Annotated in this window: 20 protein-coding genes and 1 riboswitch; of the genes, 8 read left to right on the top strand and 12 right to left on the bottom strand. The window is 73.6% G+C overall.

Annotation, left to right across the window (positions count from 1 at the left end; genetic code table 11):
* Nucleotides 1-62: 62 nt before the first annotated feature.
* Both OO47_RS33845 and OO47_RS03945 read right to left on the bottom strand, forming a co-directional pair.
* Complete coding sequence (locus tag OO47_RS33845) at nucleotides 63-938, bottom strand: hypothetical protein (protein WP_051715884.1); 876 nt, start codon at nucleotides 936-938, stop codon at nucleotides 63-65.
* Between the two features lie 7 nt (nucleotides 939-945).
* Entirely contained in the window at nucleotides 946-1,800 is an 855-nt protein-coding gene (locus OO47_RS03945) for a bifunctional 5,10-methylenetetrahydrofolate dehydrogenase/5,10-methenyltetrahydrofolate cyclohydrolase (RefSeq protein WP_030212364.1), read from the bottom strand.
* 29 nt (nucleotides 1,801-1,829) lie between these two features.
* Nucleotides 1,830-1,937: riboswitch (ZMP/ZTP riboswitch) on the bottom strand.
* Nucleotides 1,938-2,208: 271 nt separating this feature from the next.
* Here OO47_RS03945 and OO47_RS38375 point away from each other — a divergent pair.
* Nucleotides 2,209-3,147, top strand: a complete 939-nt coding sequence (locus tag OO47_RS38375; RefSeq protein WP_051715882.1) for a terpene synthase family protein — start codon at nucleotides 2,209-2,211, stop codon at nucleotides 3,145-3,147.
* A 79-nt stretch (nucleotides 3,148-3,226) separates the two neighbouring features.
* Here the strand turns inward: OO47_RS38375 and OO47_RS03935 are convergent, their stop codons facing one another.
* Nucleotides 3,227-4,057, bottom strand: coding sequence for a DUF1206 domain-containing protein (locus tag OO47_RS03935; RefSeq protein ID WP_030212358.1), 831 nt, complete (start codon nucleotides 4,055-4,057; stop codon nucleotides 3,227-3,229).
* A gap of 184 nt (nucleotides 4,058-4,241) precedes the next feature.
* Between OO47_RS03935 and OO47_RS03930 the strand changes: the two genes are divergently transcribed.
* Nucleotides 4,242-5,051: an alpha/beta fold hydrolase gene (locus OO47_RS03930; RefSeq protein ID WP_030212355.1), complete on the top strand. Its 810-nt coding sequence runs from the start codon at nucleotides 4,242-4,244 to the stop codon at nucleotides 5,049-5,051.
* Nucleotides 5,052-5,091: 40 nt separating this feature from the next.
* Nucleotides 5,092-6,084, top strand: a complete 993-nt coding sequence (locus OO47_RS03925) for a glutathione S-transferase family protein (protein ID WP_030212352.1) — start codon at nucleotides 5,092-5,094, stop codon at nucleotides 6,082-6,084.
* 384 nt (nucleotides 6,085-6,468) lie between these two features.
* Here OO47_RS03925 and OO47_RS03920 read toward each other — a convergent pair whose 3' ends face one another.
* On the bottom strand, nucleotides 6,469-7,698 hold the full coding sequence (locus OO47_RS03920; protein ID WP_033207982.1) for a PP2C family protein-serine/threonine phosphatase: 1,230 nt from the start codon (nucleotides 7,696-7,698) through the stop codon (nucleotides 6,469-6,471).
* Nucleotides 7,699-7,926: 228 nt separating this feature from the next.
* Between OO47_RS03920 and OO47_RS03915 the strand changes: the two genes are divergently transcribed.
* The 5 genes from OO47_RS03915 to OO47_RS03900 all read left to right on the top strand — a co-directional run bounded on the left by OO47_RS03915 (nucleotide 7,927) and on the right by OO47_RS03900 (nucleotide 10,850).
* Nucleotides 7,927-8,448, top strand: coding sequence for a DUF6328 family protein (locus OO47_RS03915; protein WP_033207980.1), 522 nt, complete (start codon nucleotides 7,927-7,929; stop codon nucleotides 8,446-8,448).
* Nucleotides 8,449-8,573: 125 nt separating this feature from the next.
* On the top strand, nucleotides 8,574-9,374 hold the full coding sequence (locus OO47_RS03910) for a PepSY domain-containing protein (RefSeq protein ID WP_030212343.1): 801 nt from the start codon (nucleotides 8,574-8,576) through the stop codon (nucleotides 9,372-9,374).
* 238 nt (nucleotides 9,375-9,612) lie between these two features.
* A complete protein-coding gene (locus tag OO47_RS38710) occupies nucleotides 9,613-9,798 on the top strand; it encodes a hypothetical protein (protein ID WP_051715878.1) in 186 nt (61 codons plus the stop codon).
* Between the two features lie 26 nt (nucleotides 9,799-9,824).
* Nucleotides 9,825-10,154 carry a class I SAM-dependent methyltransferase gene (locus OO47_RS38705; RefSeq protein WP_407696275.1) on the top strand — a complete coding sequence of 110 codons (330 nt, stop codon included), beginning with the start codon at nucleotides 9,825-9,827 and terminating at the stop codon, nucleotides 10,152-10,154.
* 33 nt (nucleotides 10,155-10,187) lie between these two features.
* Entirely contained in the window at nucleotides 10,188-10,850 is a 663-nt protein-coding gene (locus tag OO47_RS03900) for a hypothetical protein (RefSeq protein WP_030212341.1), read from the top strand.
* A 21-nt stretch (nucleotides 10,851-10,871) separates the two neighbouring features.
* On the opposite strand, the gene OO47_RS03895 is transcribed toward OO47_RS03900, so the two are convergent.
* From OO47_RS03895 to OO47_RS03860, 8 genes are read right to left on the bottom strand one after another with little or no spacing between them, the layout of a single operon-like run.
* A complete protein-coding gene (locus tag OO47_RS03895) occupies nucleotides 10,872-11,294 on the bottom strand; it encodes a gas vesicle protein K (RefSeq protein WP_030212332.1) in 423 nt (140 codons plus the stop codon).
* A complete protein-coding gene (locus tag OO47_RS37600; RefSeq protein ID WP_078489464.1) occupies nucleotides 11,291-11,596 on the bottom strand; it encodes a gas vesicle protein in 306 nt (101 codons plus the stop codon). Before OO47_RS37600 ends, OO47_RS03895 begins: the two co-directional genes overlap by 4 nt.
* Nucleotides 11,593-12,444, bottom strand: a complete 852-nt coding sequence (locus OO47_RS03885) for a GvpL/GvpF family gas vesicle protein (RefSeq protein ID WP_030212327.1) — start codon at nucleotides 12,442-12,444, stop codon at nucleotides 11,593-11,595. Before OO47_RS03885 ends, OO47_RS37600 begins: the two co-directional genes overlap by 4 nt.
* Complete coding sequence (locus OO47_RS03880; RefSeq protein WP_030212324.1) at nucleotides 12,441-12,908, bottom strand: gas vesicle protein; 468 nt, start codon at nucleotides 12,906-12,908, stop codon at nucleotides 12,441-12,443. Before OO47_RS03880 ends, OO47_RS03885 begins: the two co-directional genes overlap by 4 nt.
* A gap of 18 nt (nucleotides 12,909-12,926) precedes the next feature.
* On the bottom strand, nucleotides 12,927-13,175 hold the full coding sequence (locus tag OO47_RS03875; protein WP_030212319.1) for a gas vesicle protein GvpG: 249 nt from the start codon (nucleotides 13,173-13,175) through the stop codon (nucleotides 12,927-12,929).
* Nucleotides 13,176-13,208: 33 nt separating this feature from the next.
* Nucleotides 13,209-13,925: a GvpL/GvpF family gas vesicle protein gene (locus tag OO47_RS03870; protein ID WP_030212316.1), complete on the bottom strand. Its 717-nt coding sequence runs from the start codon at nucleotides 13,923-13,925 to the stop codon at nucleotides 13,209-13,211.
* A 3-nt stretch (nucleotides 13,926-13,928) separates the two neighbouring features.
* Nucleotides 13,929-14,396, bottom strand: a complete 468-nt coding sequence (locus tag OO47_RS03865) for a gas vesicle structural protein GvpA (protein ID WP_030212313.1) — start codon at nucleotides 14,394-14,396, stop codon at nucleotides 13,929-13,931.
* A 28-nt stretch (nucleotides 14,397-14,424) separates the two neighbouring features.
* Nucleotides 14,425-14,793, bottom strand: a complete 369-nt coding sequence (locus OO47_RS03860; protein WP_030212310.1) for a gas vesicle protein GvpO — start codon at nucleotides 14,791-14,793, stop codon at nucleotides 14,425-14,427.
* Nucleotides 14,794-14,890: the final 97 nt, after the last annotated feature.

Raw genomic sequence — 14,890 nt, 5'->3', positions numbered from 1 at the left:
ACCCGGCCCGGCGGAGTACCGGCCGCCCGGACCGACGAGGTCCCGCCCGCACCGGTTGGGTGTCATCTGAGCCGGTGGCTGATCCTGCCGCCGGCCGTGGAGGGGGCGACCAGGCTGCAGGCGACGGTGTCCGAGCCGAGGAGGTGGCTCGTCCGGTACGGGTACTGGACGAAGGTCGTCCAGCGCGTGCCGAGCGGCTGCCGGGCGGCCTTGCGGCGCAGCGGCTCGCGGCAGAGTGCCGCGGCCGCCTCCTTCACCGCCCGGTCCGTGGCGTAGCGGCCGGTCAGCCGGGGCCGGGCGACGAGTTCGGCGGAGTGCGGCGTGTCGCAGGGGCGGCGGACGGCGGTGCCCGGCGCGTCGCGGTCGATGTCGAAGCAGTCGCCCACGCGCAGCGCCTCGAAGGAGACGGGCCGCTCGGGGCGTCGTTCGCCCTTCGGGCGCCCGGAGGGGGCCGGGGCGGTCTGCGCGGGTGCGGTGTTCCCGTCCCGGGACGGCGCCGGTGGCGTGCTCGTGCGCGGGGTCCGTCCCTCGGACCCCGTACGCGTCGGCGTGCCGTCCCGGGCGGGCGCGGTCGTCGGCGCGCCGTCCCCCGTCGTACCGGGCTCCGGCGTGTCGGTGGCCCCGGCGCCGGACGTGCCGGACGTGCCGGGCGCCGGGCCGCCGGTCGCGGAAGGGGTGGTGTCCGGGCCGGCGGCCCCGGTGACGGTGGAGGACGGTGCGCCGGTCGTGGTCCCGTCGTTCCCGCCGTCGTCCCGGACGGAGAGGAAGACGGTCGCCACCAGGGCGGCCGTGAGCAGCGGGACGAGCGGCGTGCCGAACCGGCCGACGCGCCGCGCCGCCGGTCGGCGCCCGCGCCGCGGGCTTTCCCCGTCGGCCGGGCGCCGCCCGTACAGCACGGTGCGGACCGCCGAACGCGCGCCCTGCCGCCTCTCCGCCACGGTCGTCCTACAGGCCCAGCTGGCGCTCGGCGCCCTCGACCGTCTGGGCGAGGAGCACGGCGATGGTCATGGGGCCGACACCGCCGGGGACCGGGGTGATGAGGGAGGCGCGCTCGGCGGCCGACGCGAAGTCGACGTCGCCGACGTTGCCCGGGTTGTATCCGGCGTCGACGACGACGGCACCGGGCTTGATGTCCTCGCCCTTGATGAAGTTCGGCCTGCCGACGGCGGCGACGAGGACGTCGGCCTCGCGGACGACCGAGGAGAGGTCCCGGGTGCGGGAGTGGCAGTAGGTGACGGTGGCGTCGCGGCCGAGGAGGAGCAGACCGGCCGGCTTGCCGAGGATGGCGCTGCGCCCCACCACGACGGCCCGCTTGCCGCTCAGCTCGACGTCGTACGCGTCGAGGAGGCGCATGATGCCGCCGGGCGTGCAGGAGACGAAGCCGGGGAGGCCGAAGCCCATGGCGGCGAAGGAGGCCGTGGTGACGCCGTCGACGTCCTTCTCCGGGGCGATCGCCTCGAAGGCGGCGCGCTCGTCGATGTGGGGGCCGACCGGGTGCTGGAGGAGGATGCCGTGGACCTCGGGGTCCAGGGAGAGGGCGGTGATCGCGGCGACGAGCTCCTCGGTCGTCGTGGTGGCGGGCAGCTCGACGTGCCGGGAGCGGATCCCGGCCTGCGCGCAGCGGTTCCGCTTCATCTTCACGTACGTCACGGAGGCCGGGTCCTCGCCGACCAGGACGGTCGCGAGACAGGGGGTGACGCCGGTGCGGCGGGTGACCTCGGCGGCGCGGGCGGCGGTCTCCTCGACCGTGCGGCGGGCGAGGGCCGTACCGTCCATGAGGGCGGCGGTGCTGGTGGACATGGAAACTCCCGGGCGTCGTCTCTGACCGAATGGTTCGCCCAGGCGCACGGCATTCGGCACGATCGCGCCAGGGGGCGCGCTCCGCCGGGCCGCTCCCCGGTGGTGGTCCACCTCAAGCGCCAGTCACGGCCCGGGCCCCACTCTACGTGAGGGACCGGAGGCGGGTCTCGGACAGGTCCGGGCCGGGCTCCGGGGGGCCGGCGGCGGCCGCGCGGAACGGATCGCCGCTGACCACGCCGGGCGGCCGCCGCCGCGACCGCCGACCGGTTTCCGGCCGGGGCGATCCGGATTCGATCCCCTTGTTATTCCTGGCAGTTAGTGATCAATTCAAGTAATCTTCGATCGCGCCGGGGGGCGTTGGGGGCACCCGGGCCCGATGCTCTGGGGGTGCCCGTGTTCCATGCCGCAGTGCTCGACCTTCCCTTCCCGCCGCACAGCCATCCGGACCGGGAGCCCGCCGCCCTGCTCCACCAGGAGTGGCTGCGGCGCCACGAGGGACTGGGCGGGGCCGTCGACCGGGCGGTGTACGACCGGTGGGACGTGCCCCGGCTCGCCGCGTTGACCAGTCCCGACTGCGCCACCGGCGACCTCGCCCTCGCCGTGGACCTGCTCGGCTTCTACTTCCTCTTCGACGACGGGTTCGACAGTGGTCTCGGCCGGTCCCCGGCGCGGGTGGCGGAGGTCTGCACCCGGTTGACGGCCCTCCTGCACGGGGACGGCCCCCCGCCCGGCGCCCGCACCCCCGTGGAGCGGGCCTTCGCCGACCTCTGGGAGCGCAGTGCGCGCGGCATGTCCGCCCGGTGGCGGGCCAGGAGCGCCTACAACTGGGAGTGGTACTTCGCCTGCCACCCCGCCGAGGCCGCCGGGCGGCTCTCCGGGCGGCGCCCGGACCGGGAGGGCTATCTGGCGCTCCGCCGGGGCACGGCCGCCATGGAGACGCTCTTCGACATGGTCGAGCGGCTCAACCGGTTCGAGGTGCCGCAGGAGGTGCTGCACCATCCGACCCTCCGTCTGATGCGCCAGCTGGCGGCCGACATACCGTCGTTCACCAACGACGTGCACTCGTACGCGCAGGAGCTGGCGCGGGGCGATGTCGCCAACATGGTGATGATCGTCCGCGAGGAGCGCGGCGGCACCCCCGAGGAGGCGGCCGCCCAGGTGATGCGCGAGGCCCAGGGGATGGTCGACCGCTTCGTGGGGCTCTCCGCCGAGGTCCCGGGGATCTGCGACCTCCTCGGCCTCTCCCCCGCCGGGCACGAGGCCGCCCGCCGGTACGTCGACGGTCTCGCCTCCTGGATCGCCGGCTACCACCGCTGGGAGGTCGACACCGGCCGCTACGGCGACTGAGCCGCGGTCGTGGAGACGCCCCGCACGGAAACGCCCCGCACGCGTGCGCGTGCGGGGCGCCCGGGCCGAGGCCGGCGGATCAGACGTCGCGCCACTTCGCCTGGCCGAAGGAGAAGGTCCCGAAGAGGACGAGTCCGACGGCCACGGCGACCAGCAGCCACGGCCCGGCGGGGGTCTGTGCGAACGAACGGATCGCGTCGTCCATGCCCTTGGCCTCGTTCGGGTCGAACTGGACGGCCGCCTTCAGGCCGAAGAAGCCGATGGCTGCGAAGACGAGTCCGCGTCCGACGCCCCCGGCGACGCCGGTCACGTCCATGAAGCGCCGCTGCTTCTCGGACATCGCGGCCCACGTCAGGCGCTTGCGGTACTTCCGCATCACGGCCCGGCCGCCCATCCACAGGCCCGCGCCCAGGAAGCCCACGGCCGCCGCGCCGACCAGCCACTGCCCTGCCGGAAGGTCGAGGAGGCGGCCGGTGATGTCGTGGCTCTGACGGTCGGTCGAGCCGGCGCCGCTGTCCCGGTTCCCCGCCGCGAAGGACAGGACGAAGAAGGCCGAGACGGCGTAGAAGACGAACCGGGCGGCGGACACGGCCCGCTTGGCAGGTTTGTCACCCTTCGGGCCCGCGCCGCCGAACAGGGCCTCCGAGAGGCGCCACAGCGCCATCCCGACGAGCCCGATGCCGAGGGCCCAGAGGATCACCGCTCCGAACGGCGTTTCGGCGACCTGCGCGAGGGCGCCCCCCTTGTCGGCCTGCTCGCCCGTGCCCGTCAGGCCGATGCGGACGGCCAGGACCCCGATGAGCAGGTACAGGACTCCGCGCGCGACGAATCCCGCCCGGGCTCCCGCTCGCACCACGTCCCCACGGGCCGCTCTTCTCGCGACGGCCGTGGTCGACCCCCCTGCGCTCATGCCCCTTCACCCCTCTCTGATCGGAATGACCGGGTGCCCCGTCTTCTCCGTTCGAACCCCCGTGGCGTGTTCGAACGCCGGCCGGCGGGTGCCGCGCGGGCCGGTGGGACCACCGTTTGCGGCCCTCCGGCGCCCGGCGGAGACTGGGCGGGGGCAGGGGGCGAGCCGGAGAGGGCCTGGGACGATGGGCGCATACGCTGACCTTCCTGGGGTCAGGACCTGGTACGAGACCGAGGGCGAGGGCGACCCGCTGGTCCTGTTGCACGGCGGCTTCTGCACCAACGAGACGTGGGGCGCCCAGCGCCCCGACCTCGCCGCCGCTTACCGCCTCTTCCTGCCCGAGCGGCGCGCGCACGGGCACACCCCCGACGTGACCGGGCCGCTGTCGTACCGGGACATGGCGGACGACACGGTGGCGTTCCTGGAGCGGGTGGTCGGGGGGCCCGCGCATCTGGTCGGATGGAGCGACGGCGGTGTCGTCGCGCTGCTCGTCGCCGCCGCCCGGCCCGACCTGGTCCGCGGGATCGTGGCGATCGGGGCGAACTTCCGCCCCGGTCCCGAGTGCTTCACCGATCCGGCGGTGCTCGACGAGATGACGCCCGACAGCCCGGACATGGAGTTCTTCCGCGAGATGTACGCGGCCGTCACGCCGGACGGCGCCGACCACTGGCCGGTGGTGGCGGCCAAGGTGGTCGACATGTGGCGGACCCAGCCGACGCTCTCTCCCGAGGAGCTGGGAGGCGTACGGGCGCCCACCCTGGTCGTGGTCGGCGACGACGACCTGATGACGCTCGAACACACCGCCGCCCTCTACCGCGCGATCCCCGGGGCACAGCTGGCCGTGGTGCCCGGCGCCTCCCACCTGGTGCCGCTGGAGCAGCCGGAGCGGATCAACCGGATGATCCTCGACCACCTGGCACGGGACGCCGCCGTCGAGACGATGATGCCGGTCCTGCGGGCGAAGCCCGGAGGACCGGGCGGCGCCGCCGGCTGATCCCGGGCGGAGCCGTACGGAGCGGGCTACGCTCGTGGCCATGGCTGGCGACGGTGAGTACGAGCGCGACCGGAACTACATCACGACGAGGGTCACGGCCGACGGCCGGGACGGGTATCCCGTGGAGCCCGGACGGTACCGGCTGGTCATCGCCCGCGCGTGCCCGTGGGCGAACCGGGCCGCGATCGTCCGGCGCCTCATGGGCCTGGAGGACGTCCTGTCGATGGGCATCGCGGGGCCCGTGCACGACGAGCGCAGTTGGTCCTTCCACCTGGACCCGGACGGCAGGGACCCGGTCCTCGGGATCGAACGGCTCCAGGAGGCGTTCTTCCGGCGGGACCCCGCCTACGCGCGCGGGATCACCGTGCCCGCGATCGTCGACGTCCCCACCGGCGCGGTGGTGACCAACGACTTCGCGCAGATCACGCTCGACCTGGGCAGCCAGTGGACGGCTCATCAGCGGGACGGCGCGCCGGAGCTCTATCCGGAGAAGTGGCGCGACGAGATCGACGACGTGGCCGAGAAGGTGTACCGGGACGTCAACAACGGCGTCTACAAGTGCGGTTTCGCGAGCGGCCAGGAGGCGTACGACAAGGCGTACCGGAGGCTGTGGGACCGGCTGGAATGGCTGGAGGAGCGGCTTGGGAACCGGCGCTATCTGGTCGGGGACACGATCACGGAGGCCGACGTCCGCCTCTTCACGACCCTCGTGCGGTTCGACGCCGTCTACCACGGCCACTTCAAGTGCAACCGCCGGAAGCTGACCGAGCTCCCGGCGCTGTGGGGGTACGCGCGGGACCTGTTCCAGACGCCCGGTTTCGGCGACACCGTCGACTTCGAGCAGATCAAGACGCACTACTACGTCGTCCACCGCGACATCAATCCGACGGGGATCGTCCCCCTGGGCCCGGATCCCCGCAACTGGCTCTCGGCGCACGGCCGGGAGGAGCTCGGCGGGCGCCCGTTCGGCGACGGCACGGCGCCCGGGCCGCCTCCCGCGTCCGAGCGGGTGCCGCCGCTCGGCACCGGCTGAGCTCCCCGGCCGGACGGCCCGTCCCGTACGCGCGTCGGCCCCGCCCTGTCTTCCTCGGGCGGGGCCGACGCGCGGAACGCTCAGGTCACCGGTTCCGGTCCGGGGCCCGGCGGGGGCAGCGGGCCGGGTTGCGGGAAGGGCTCCGGGGGCGGGGTCGGGGCCGGCGGGTCCGGTTCCGGCTGGGGCGGCGCGGGCGGGACGGGGTCCGGACCGCCGGGTCCGGGGGCCGGTCCCGGCAGCGGTCCCGGCCCGGGCGCGGGGCCGGGCCCCGGCGGAGGCGTGGGACTCGGAGGGACGGGATCGTTCGGGGGCGTGCTCATGAACCCTCCTGACGGTTCGCCGTGGTCTCGCTGTCGAAGCCGCGCCTACCCGCGTCCGGAGCGATCACTCGCCCTCCGGGATCCGGTCGTGTCCTTCCGCCGCCGGCCGTGCGCCTCCGCCGCGTCCGCTCGGATGCCATTCGGTGAGCAGGATGGTGGCGTCGTCGCGCAGTTTGTGGCCCTGGTGCTGCCGCAGGCCCTGGACCAGGCGGCGAAGGGCCTCGGGGGCGGGGGCGCCGGCCGCCGTGGCGCGGATGACGGTGTCGGCCAGCCGCTCCTCGCCGTAGAAGTCCCCGCCGAGCGAACGCGCCTCGGTGACGCCGTCGCTGTAGAGGAGGATCCGGTCGCCGGGCTGGAGGCGCGCGGTGTGCTCGGTGGGTGGTGAGTCCCTGAGGAACCCCCAGCCGAGCGGCAGGTCGGGCTCCCGGTCGAGCACCTGCGGGAGGACCCTGCCGTGGCGGATCAGCAGGGGCGGCGGATGCCCGCAGTTGATCCAGGTCAGCCGTCCGTCGGAGGTGTCCAGATGGGCGACGACGGCGGTCATGAGGCGGTCGGTGAACCAGGTGTCGAGGATCCGGTCGATCGAGGTGACGATGTCGGTCAGCGAACCGCCGGAGCGGCGGGCCGCCCGGCAGGCGGCGAGTCCGGCCGCACTGGCTCCGCCGGAGGCGAGGTCGTGGCCCATGGAGTCGATGACGGTCAGGTGCAGACCGCGGTCGTCCAGGGTGTGGTCGAAGGTGTCGCCGCCGATGTCGTACGCGGGTTCGAGGACCGCCGAGGAGGTGACCTCCGTCGTGCCGATGGTCCGCGGCGGCAGGAAGGCCCACAGCAGTTCGGCCTGCACCGTCATGGCACGCGCGCGTTCCGTCTCGACCAGCAGGTCGCTGTGGGAGGACTTCGACACCGTGAGGAGGGCGGCGATCCCGGCGAGCGTCCCACCCCGTCCGAGCAGGGCGTCGTCCAGGGCGGGCGCCGTCACCATCAGGACGCCGATGCGTTCGACCCCGTCGATCATCGGCAGCCAGGCGGTGGCTCCGTCCCTCGACCGCTGTGCCTGCTGCGTGCGGTAGGCCAGGCCCGCGAGGGAGGTGTCGACGTCGAGCGTCGGCTGGTGGCCGGCGTCCGGCTGGGGCAGGGCGATCAGCCGGATCTGCTGGAGGTCGGTGACGTACATGGCCGTGCTCCGGAACCCCATGCGGCGGCCCGCGTCCTGGACGAGGCCCGCGAGCTCCCGACCGGACCGCAGGTGGGAACGGGCCAGCAGATCGCCCAGGACATCCTCGTACGTCGACACACGACCTCCGCGGCTCTTCTCCGGCGTCTTGCGGCGGCGTGGAGCGGCTCGTCCTCCCCCCGAACGCCTCCGGGGTGGCTCCCAGGCTACGCAGGCCCTCCGGTGATCGCACTCCTCAACGCGCGCGTGCCCGCCGCCGTCCGCCGGGCCGGAACGGCGGGCGGCGCGCACGCTGGGAGAAGGAAAACTCGGGCGGATGGGATGCGGACCTGCGGGAAAGAGGACGCCATGGCTGAGGACGAGATACCCGAGAGCGACCGGCGGACCAGAAGACGCGAGGCCCCCGAGGAACGGGCGGACCGGCGCTGGACCGAACTCATACAGGAGATCAGGGTCGCCCAGACCGGCGTGCAGATCCTGCTGGGCTTCCTGCTCACCGTGGTGTTCACACCGCATTTCCAGAGTCTGGGGCAGACCGACAAGACGATCTACATCGTCACCGTCGTGCTCGGTTCGCTGGCGACCGGCGCCCTCATCGGGCCCGTGGCCTTCCACCGCATCGTGTCGGGGCGCCGCATCAAGCCCCAGGCGGTCGTCTGGGCGTCCCGGCTCACGTTCCTCGGTCTCATCCTGCTCCTCGCGACGCTGGTCTCGGCGCTCTTCCTGATCCTGCGCGTGGCCACGCACGACGGTTACGTGCCGTGGCTGGTGTCCGGGGTGCTCGCCTGGTACCTGGTCTGCTGGTTCGGCCTGCCGCTGTGGGCGCGGATCCGCTACACGAACGGGGACGGCCTGTCGTCCGACGAATGAGGCGGGCCCGGTCCGGACGGGGAGCCAGGTCGGTTTCCCCCGTCCGGACCGGAGGAGGGCCGCGATCGGGTGGTTGCGCGGCCCGGTGCGTCACGGAGCGGGGAAGCCGGGTCAGGAATGGACGCATGAGTACCTCTCTGCGACATCGACTGCGCGGCCCGGCCGTCGCCTGCCTCGCCGCGTCCTGCGCCCTTCTGCTCGCCGCCTGCGGCTCCGAGCAGAAGGAGACCACCACGACCTCCGCCCGTATCGCACCGGCCCAGACCACCGCCACCACCGGTCCGACGGCGACGGGCTCCGCGTCCGCCTCCCCCTCCGGGTCCGCCTCGCCGCGGCTCACCGACGACCAGGCCGAGCGCCAACGGCTCGTCCCGGCCACGAAGATCACCTGGGACAAGGCCGTGCAGACCGCCGTGGCCGCCGTCCCCCAGGGCAAGCTGGTCGAGACCGAGCTCGCCTGGGCACCGCCGAACGCCACCGCCAGCGGGAGCGCCCGGCCGAGCGGCAGCGCCACCGCGTCCGCCTCCCCGTCCGCGAGCGCCGGCGCGACCGCCTCCGCGAGCCCGTCGGAGGGCGCGGGAGCGCGGACACCGGCGTGGCACACGAGCGTCGCCACGGCGGACGGCACCCTCCACGACGTCTGGGTCGACGGCGTCAGCGGCAAGGTCATCAGCGACGAGCCGGACGCGGACCAGGACGCCGAGGACAAGCAGGAGCTGGCCGACCGGCTGAAGCGGACCACGGTCACGCCGGAGCAGGCGGTCCAGACGGCCACCCAGGACAACAAGGGCACCGTCACGGCCGTGGAGCTGGACGACGACTCCTGGTCGGTGGACGTCGTCGACACCAGCAGTTGGGACAAGACGACGTACGAGGTCTCCACGACCGAGCGGCGGGTCCTCCGCCAGGAAGTCGACCGCGACTGACCGCGCCTCCCGACCCGCCTCCCTGCCGTTCCCCCGCCCGTTCCGGCCTGTCCGGAACGGGCGTTCCTCCGTCAGCGGACGGAAGGAAGGCCGGAGGAAAATCCGAAGGAAAGGCCGCAGGGAAGGCCGGGGCACGGCTCTTGACGCCTTCCGCCGGTACGGGGACACGCTCCTGGCCGAGCTGGACGGCGACGGCGACGGCGACGGGCGGATCAGCCCCGAGGGGTTCACCGCCGCCGTGCTCGACCCGCGGCGGTTCGACGCCGCCGTGAACGAGTTCGCCGACGCGCTCGCCCGCGACTTGTTCGCCGCCGCCTTCGTCCGGGTGGCGCCGGACACCGCCGACTGGCCGCCCCACCCCGACGAGGTCCCCGGCTGCGACTCGGACCCGCTGTGGGGCAGGCTCGGCCGTGCTTCGGGCTGAGGACCCGCATCCTGGACGACCACCTGATGGCGTCCGCGCGGGCGGGCGCGCGCCAAGTGGTGCTGCTGGGCGCGGGCCTTGACTCCCGAACCTTTCCGGCTCGACGGGCCCGCCGGAACCGTCGTCCACGAGATCGACTCGACCGGCGTGCCGGCCTTCAGCCAGTCGGTGCTCGACGGCACGGGGCGGAGCCCGTCGCCGAGCACCGCCCGTGCGCCGCCGACCTGCGGCAGGACTGGGCGACGCCCCGGCGGCCAACCGCTGGATCTTCGCCACGGCCGGCCGTTCCTGACCCGTGGGGCAGGGCCGGCGGGGCCGTGCGGCCGGTCGCCGGGGGGACCGTACTGTTGGTGTGATCATCATCGGGGCGAGAACGCACGGGGGCACGCATGACCATTCACCGGCCGGGACTTCCGGAGGACCTTCCGCCGGGCGAGGCGCTGTGGGGCCGGTGGGCACTGCTCGCCGCCATCGGGGCGACCACCGCGGAGGAGGGGCGCGCGAGCGGCTACCGGACCGGGCTCTGGATCGATGCCGAGGGGCTGCACCACGACGATTCCGGCTGCACCTGGTGGACCATGTCCCGGATGGGCGAGGGCCGTTTCGTGCTCTACGGCGAGGACGAGTCGAGCGGTGTGAAGTGGCACGCGACGCCGATCGACATGCTGGCGGGCGGGCCGGACTGGCTCCCGTACGCCGAACTGCGCGACCTGATCGAGGGGTACGAACTGGGCTGCGTCTACTGGTACGAGGACGGGGCCTGGGCCCGTGCGCCGTATCCCGGTGACCTCCGGGACGACGGTCTGGACTGCGGCATGAGCGGCTTCGTCGACGGGGAGCAGGTGCGGGGAGCGCTGTCGGACCACCTCCACGCCCCGGACGGCGGCGGGGCGGACGCGGCGGGTTTCCTGGCCGACGCCGAGGCGCACCGGCTGCGACCCGAGCTTCTCCTCGGACGGCTGCGGCCCGCCCGGCACGACGACGCGCCGCTGGACCTGCCCGCCGTGGCCAGGGCCCTCGACCTGGCGGGCATCACCGTCTCCGCCCGATGACGTGAACCGGAGCCGTGGGGCTCAGTCCTCCCGCGGCAGCAGGGGGCCGAGCGGGCCGAGGTCGAGGTTGAGGTCCTGGAGCGTGTAGCCGTGCTCGGCGCAGAGGTCGGACAGGGCGTCGTGCAGGGCCATCAGGGTGGCGCCCAGTTCCTCTTCCTGGTCGTCGGTGAGGTCGCCCGCGTCGACGCGCCGCAGCGCCTGCCTCTCGATGAGCTGGCGCAGGAGCTCCACGACGGTGAGGACGAGCTTGAGCAGGTCCTCCTCCACCGATTCGTGGTCGGTCCGGAGCCTGCGGGCGGGTCGCGGGGGTTCGTCGGCCGGGGCGGGCGGGGCCTGGAGGAGGCGGAAGGCGTCGTTCAGGGCGGCGCCCGCTCTGCGCAGGGACGGGGGCGGCTCGGGAGGGCGCCTCCGCTCCCCCGGCGCCGGGTCCGCCTCGTCGTTCACATCCGCTCCCGGTCCGGTGGGGCGCTCACCGTCCGCTCCCGGTCCGGTGGGGCGTTCACCGTCCGCTCCCGGTCCGGTGGGGCGTTCACCGTCCCCTCCCGGTCCGGTGGTGCCAAGGGGTCCGCCTCCGAGTCGACGGAGACGATCAGGGCGCGGAGCGAGATGCGGACGAGGTCGATGTCCGCGATCGACAGGACGAGGTCGCCGGAGAGGACCACTCCCCCGCTGAGCAGCCTGTCGAGCAGGTCGACCAGGGCGACCTGCCGGCCGGGCAGCGACTCGGTGGGCCGGGAGGCGGTCATGGCGCCGCCCCCTCCCCGGCGGCCCCGGGGCCGGACGGTGGTGACGGCGTGGCGAAGGAGTAGGGGGCCCACGGCCCGGTCACCTCGACGCGTACGCCGTCGAGGCCCTCCACCGCGGCGGCGAGCGCCGTGCGGAACTCCTCGGCGCGGTCGTGCGGGACAAGGTAGGCGTCGTTGAGGACGTTCTCCTCCGGACCCGCCAGGGCCCCGGTCTGGGCGGGGTGGCGCACCCGGTGCGTGCTGAACCGGGGGGCCAGGGCCTCGACGCGGGCGGCGGCCTCCTGGGCGTACCGGTAGCGGGTCTCTTGGGCGCTGTGCTGGGCCCGGCGGCGGCGCAGATAGGCCTTGCCGGGGGTGAGGGAGGCGTCGTCGGCGGCGCCCTCGCGGGACTCCGCGCCATCGGTGCGGCCGGTGCGGTCGGTGGAGCCCGCGGGGCTGACGTACAACTTGACGCCGAACTCGCTCCGGCCGCGGAGGAGGGCGATCCGTTCGGTGAAGGCCCGGCTCTGGTCGGTGAGGGCGCGGCGGGCGCGGTCGTCGTTCTGGTAGACGGTCGCCAGGCGTAGCGGGAGGACGGTGTCGTGGCGGGCGACGGTCTGGACGACCTCGTGGTGGGCGCGGGCGACGCCCTCCAGCCATTCCAGGTCCTCGAACCGGGCCTTCAGCGTCCGCTCGTCGAACTCGTCCGGCGCGACCCGGCTGACGACGAACGCGACGGGCGCCGTCCCGGCCGCCAGGAGGGAGACGGGAGCGCCCGACACCCCTCGGAGTCCCCCGAGGGACGCGCGTACCTCCCGCGTGTCCGGGACCGCGGCGTACACGTAGGTGAGGTCCTCGCGGGCGTTCATGTGCCGCGCTTCCGTGGCGGCCTCTTCCGCGTCGCCCGGGCGGGGGGCGCTTCGTCTTCCGGCTCCGCGCCGTCGGCGGCCTCCACGTCCTCGAAGACCTCGGCTTCCGGTGGCTCCCCCGTCGCGAGCCTTTCGCGCCGCAGCGCCTCCAGCTCCGCGCGGAGCCTGCGGTTCTCCTCGGCCAGGGGCCCGCCGGTGTGCTTCGAGGAGAGGGAGGGATCGTGCTCCCACCAGTCGATGCCCATCTCCTTCGCCTTGTCCACGGAGGCGACCAGGATCCGCAGTTTGATCGTCAGCAGTTCGATGTCGAGCAGGTTGATGCGGATGTCCCCGGCGATGACGATGCCCTTGTCGAGCACCCGCTCCAGGATGTCCGCGAGGTTGGCGGAGGAACTCGGCCCGTACGGCACCGGCGCCGCCCGGGAGGGGACGGACCCGAACCGGTCGGGCAGGGGGTCAGACACGGCGGCCTCGCTTCCGGGTCATCGCGGACCCCGCCGGTAGGCGTCGATCTCGTCCAGCCGGTCGAGCAGTTCGTCCTCCCGCCGGTCGAAGGCCTCCTGGTCGATCTCTCCCCGTACGAGCCGGCCCTCCAGCTCCCGGAGCTCCCGCCAGACGGGGGCCGGGTCGTAGTACTCCTCCTCCGCCGTCTCCACGACCTTCCGGGCGACCCAGACGGCGCCGCGCACCGGGGCGACGGGAAGCGTGAGCAGCTGCGTGAGCAGTCCCATCCCCGTTCCTCCTCCTTCCTCGCCCGTCTTCCGCTACCGCACGAAGCTGTACGGCGGCAGGGGGCCGCTCAGCCGGAACTCCACCCCGTCCCCGAGCTGCCGGACGAGGCCCGCGTGCGCCGTGAGGAACTCCTCCCTCCGGTCGTCGGGGACCAGCAGCGAGAGGTTGAGGAAGTCGTCGCCGGACGCGGGCCGGACGTCGTGCTCCCTGGCGTACGGGACGAGGGCGTCGGTCAGTCCGGCCGCGAGCGCGTCCTGCCGTTCCTGCACCTGCGCGGCGACCGCGCGGCCGAGGGTCAGCGGGAGCTGGGGGTCCGGGTCCCCGGCGCGGATCCGGTCGTTCAGCTCCCGGGTCTCGGGGGTCTCCCGCAGGATCTGCCGCAGGAGCTCCTCCTCGTTCCGGGAGGCCCGCACGTGGTACTCGGCGCAGCCGTCGAGCCGTTCCAGGTTGGCGAGGTAGCCCTCGGCGTCCTTGCGGAGCGCCTGTTCGACCACCTCCTCGTCGACGGCGGTGTAGCCGAACTGGAGGGGCAGGACCGGGCCGCCCTCCATGAGGCGCTCCTGCACCTCCTGGTGGATCAGCAGGTCGCGCCGTTTGGGCCGGATCTCCTCGGAGACGTCGCTGACCACGGCGTACAGCGGTCCGCACGCGAGGGCGCGCACCGGGGACGGATCGGCGCCGACGCCGGTCACGTCCCCGACGGCGAGGGGGTGGTCCTTCCCCGTGATCGCGTAGACGTAGAGGGCCATCGGTCACTCCTTCTCCCGGCGCGCCGCGCGTCGGGCGGGGGGTCGCCGGCGTCGGGGAGCGGGCTCCTCCTCCGCTTCCTCCTCCTCGTCCGGTTCCTCGTCGCCGCGGGACTTCCCGGTCAGGGACTCGGTGACGGCGTCGACCGCCCCGCTGAGCGCTCCCTTGGACTTGCCGTGGGCCCCGCCCTCCATCATGCCGCCGACGACCTCGGGAAGCTGCGCCGGAGCCTTGCGGCCGGATTCCAGGTCGAGCCTGTTGCAGGCCTCGGCGAAGCGCAGATAGGTGTCCACGCTGGCCACCACGATCCGGGCGTCGATCTTGAGGATCTCGATTCCCACCAGCGAGACGCGGACGAAGACGTCGATCACCAGGCCCCGGTCCAGGATGAGCTCCAGGACGTCGTAGAGGGTTCCCGAGGAGCCTCCGCCCCTGCCGACGGCACTGCCGCCGCCCTGCGGCACCATCGTCATGGTGCCTCCCTTCACGGCCGAACCGTGCTCAGAACGGCCGATCGATCATCCCGCGGCTGTAGCGGCGGGTGCGTTCGAAGGAGATCAGCGCGCCTTCCTCGTCGAGTGCGACCTTGTAACTGGCCAGCACGCTGGTCGTGTCGGGGATGCGTTCCAGCTCCACCACTTCCACCTGCGCCTCCCACCCCGAGTCGGTGGGTCTGAGCGAGGAGACCGATTCGGGCGGTCGGCCGAGCAGCTTCGCCAGTTGCTCGGCGGCCGAACTCATCGCCGAACCGGCGTCGACGGCCTTGGCCCGGCGCGGTGCGGGTCGGCGCCGGGAGGGGGCGCGTTCCCGCTGTTCGGCGTCGGCGCGCGGGGCGGCCCGCCGGGGGCGTTCCGAATCTGCTGAAACCATGTGGCACTTCCGGAGGACGTGCAGCCAGTTGAGGCTAGAATTTCATGATATAGGGATAAAAGCCATGCCCGGGAGAGCAGGCTCGTTCCCCACCGCC

The organism is Streptomyces bikiniensis, assembly GCF_000716625.1.
GTDB lineage: Bacteria > Actinomycetota > Actinomycetes > Streptomycetales > Streptomycetaceae > Streptomyces > Streptomyces bikiniensis.
This window is presented reverse-complemented; position numbering and strand designations above follow the sequence as displayed.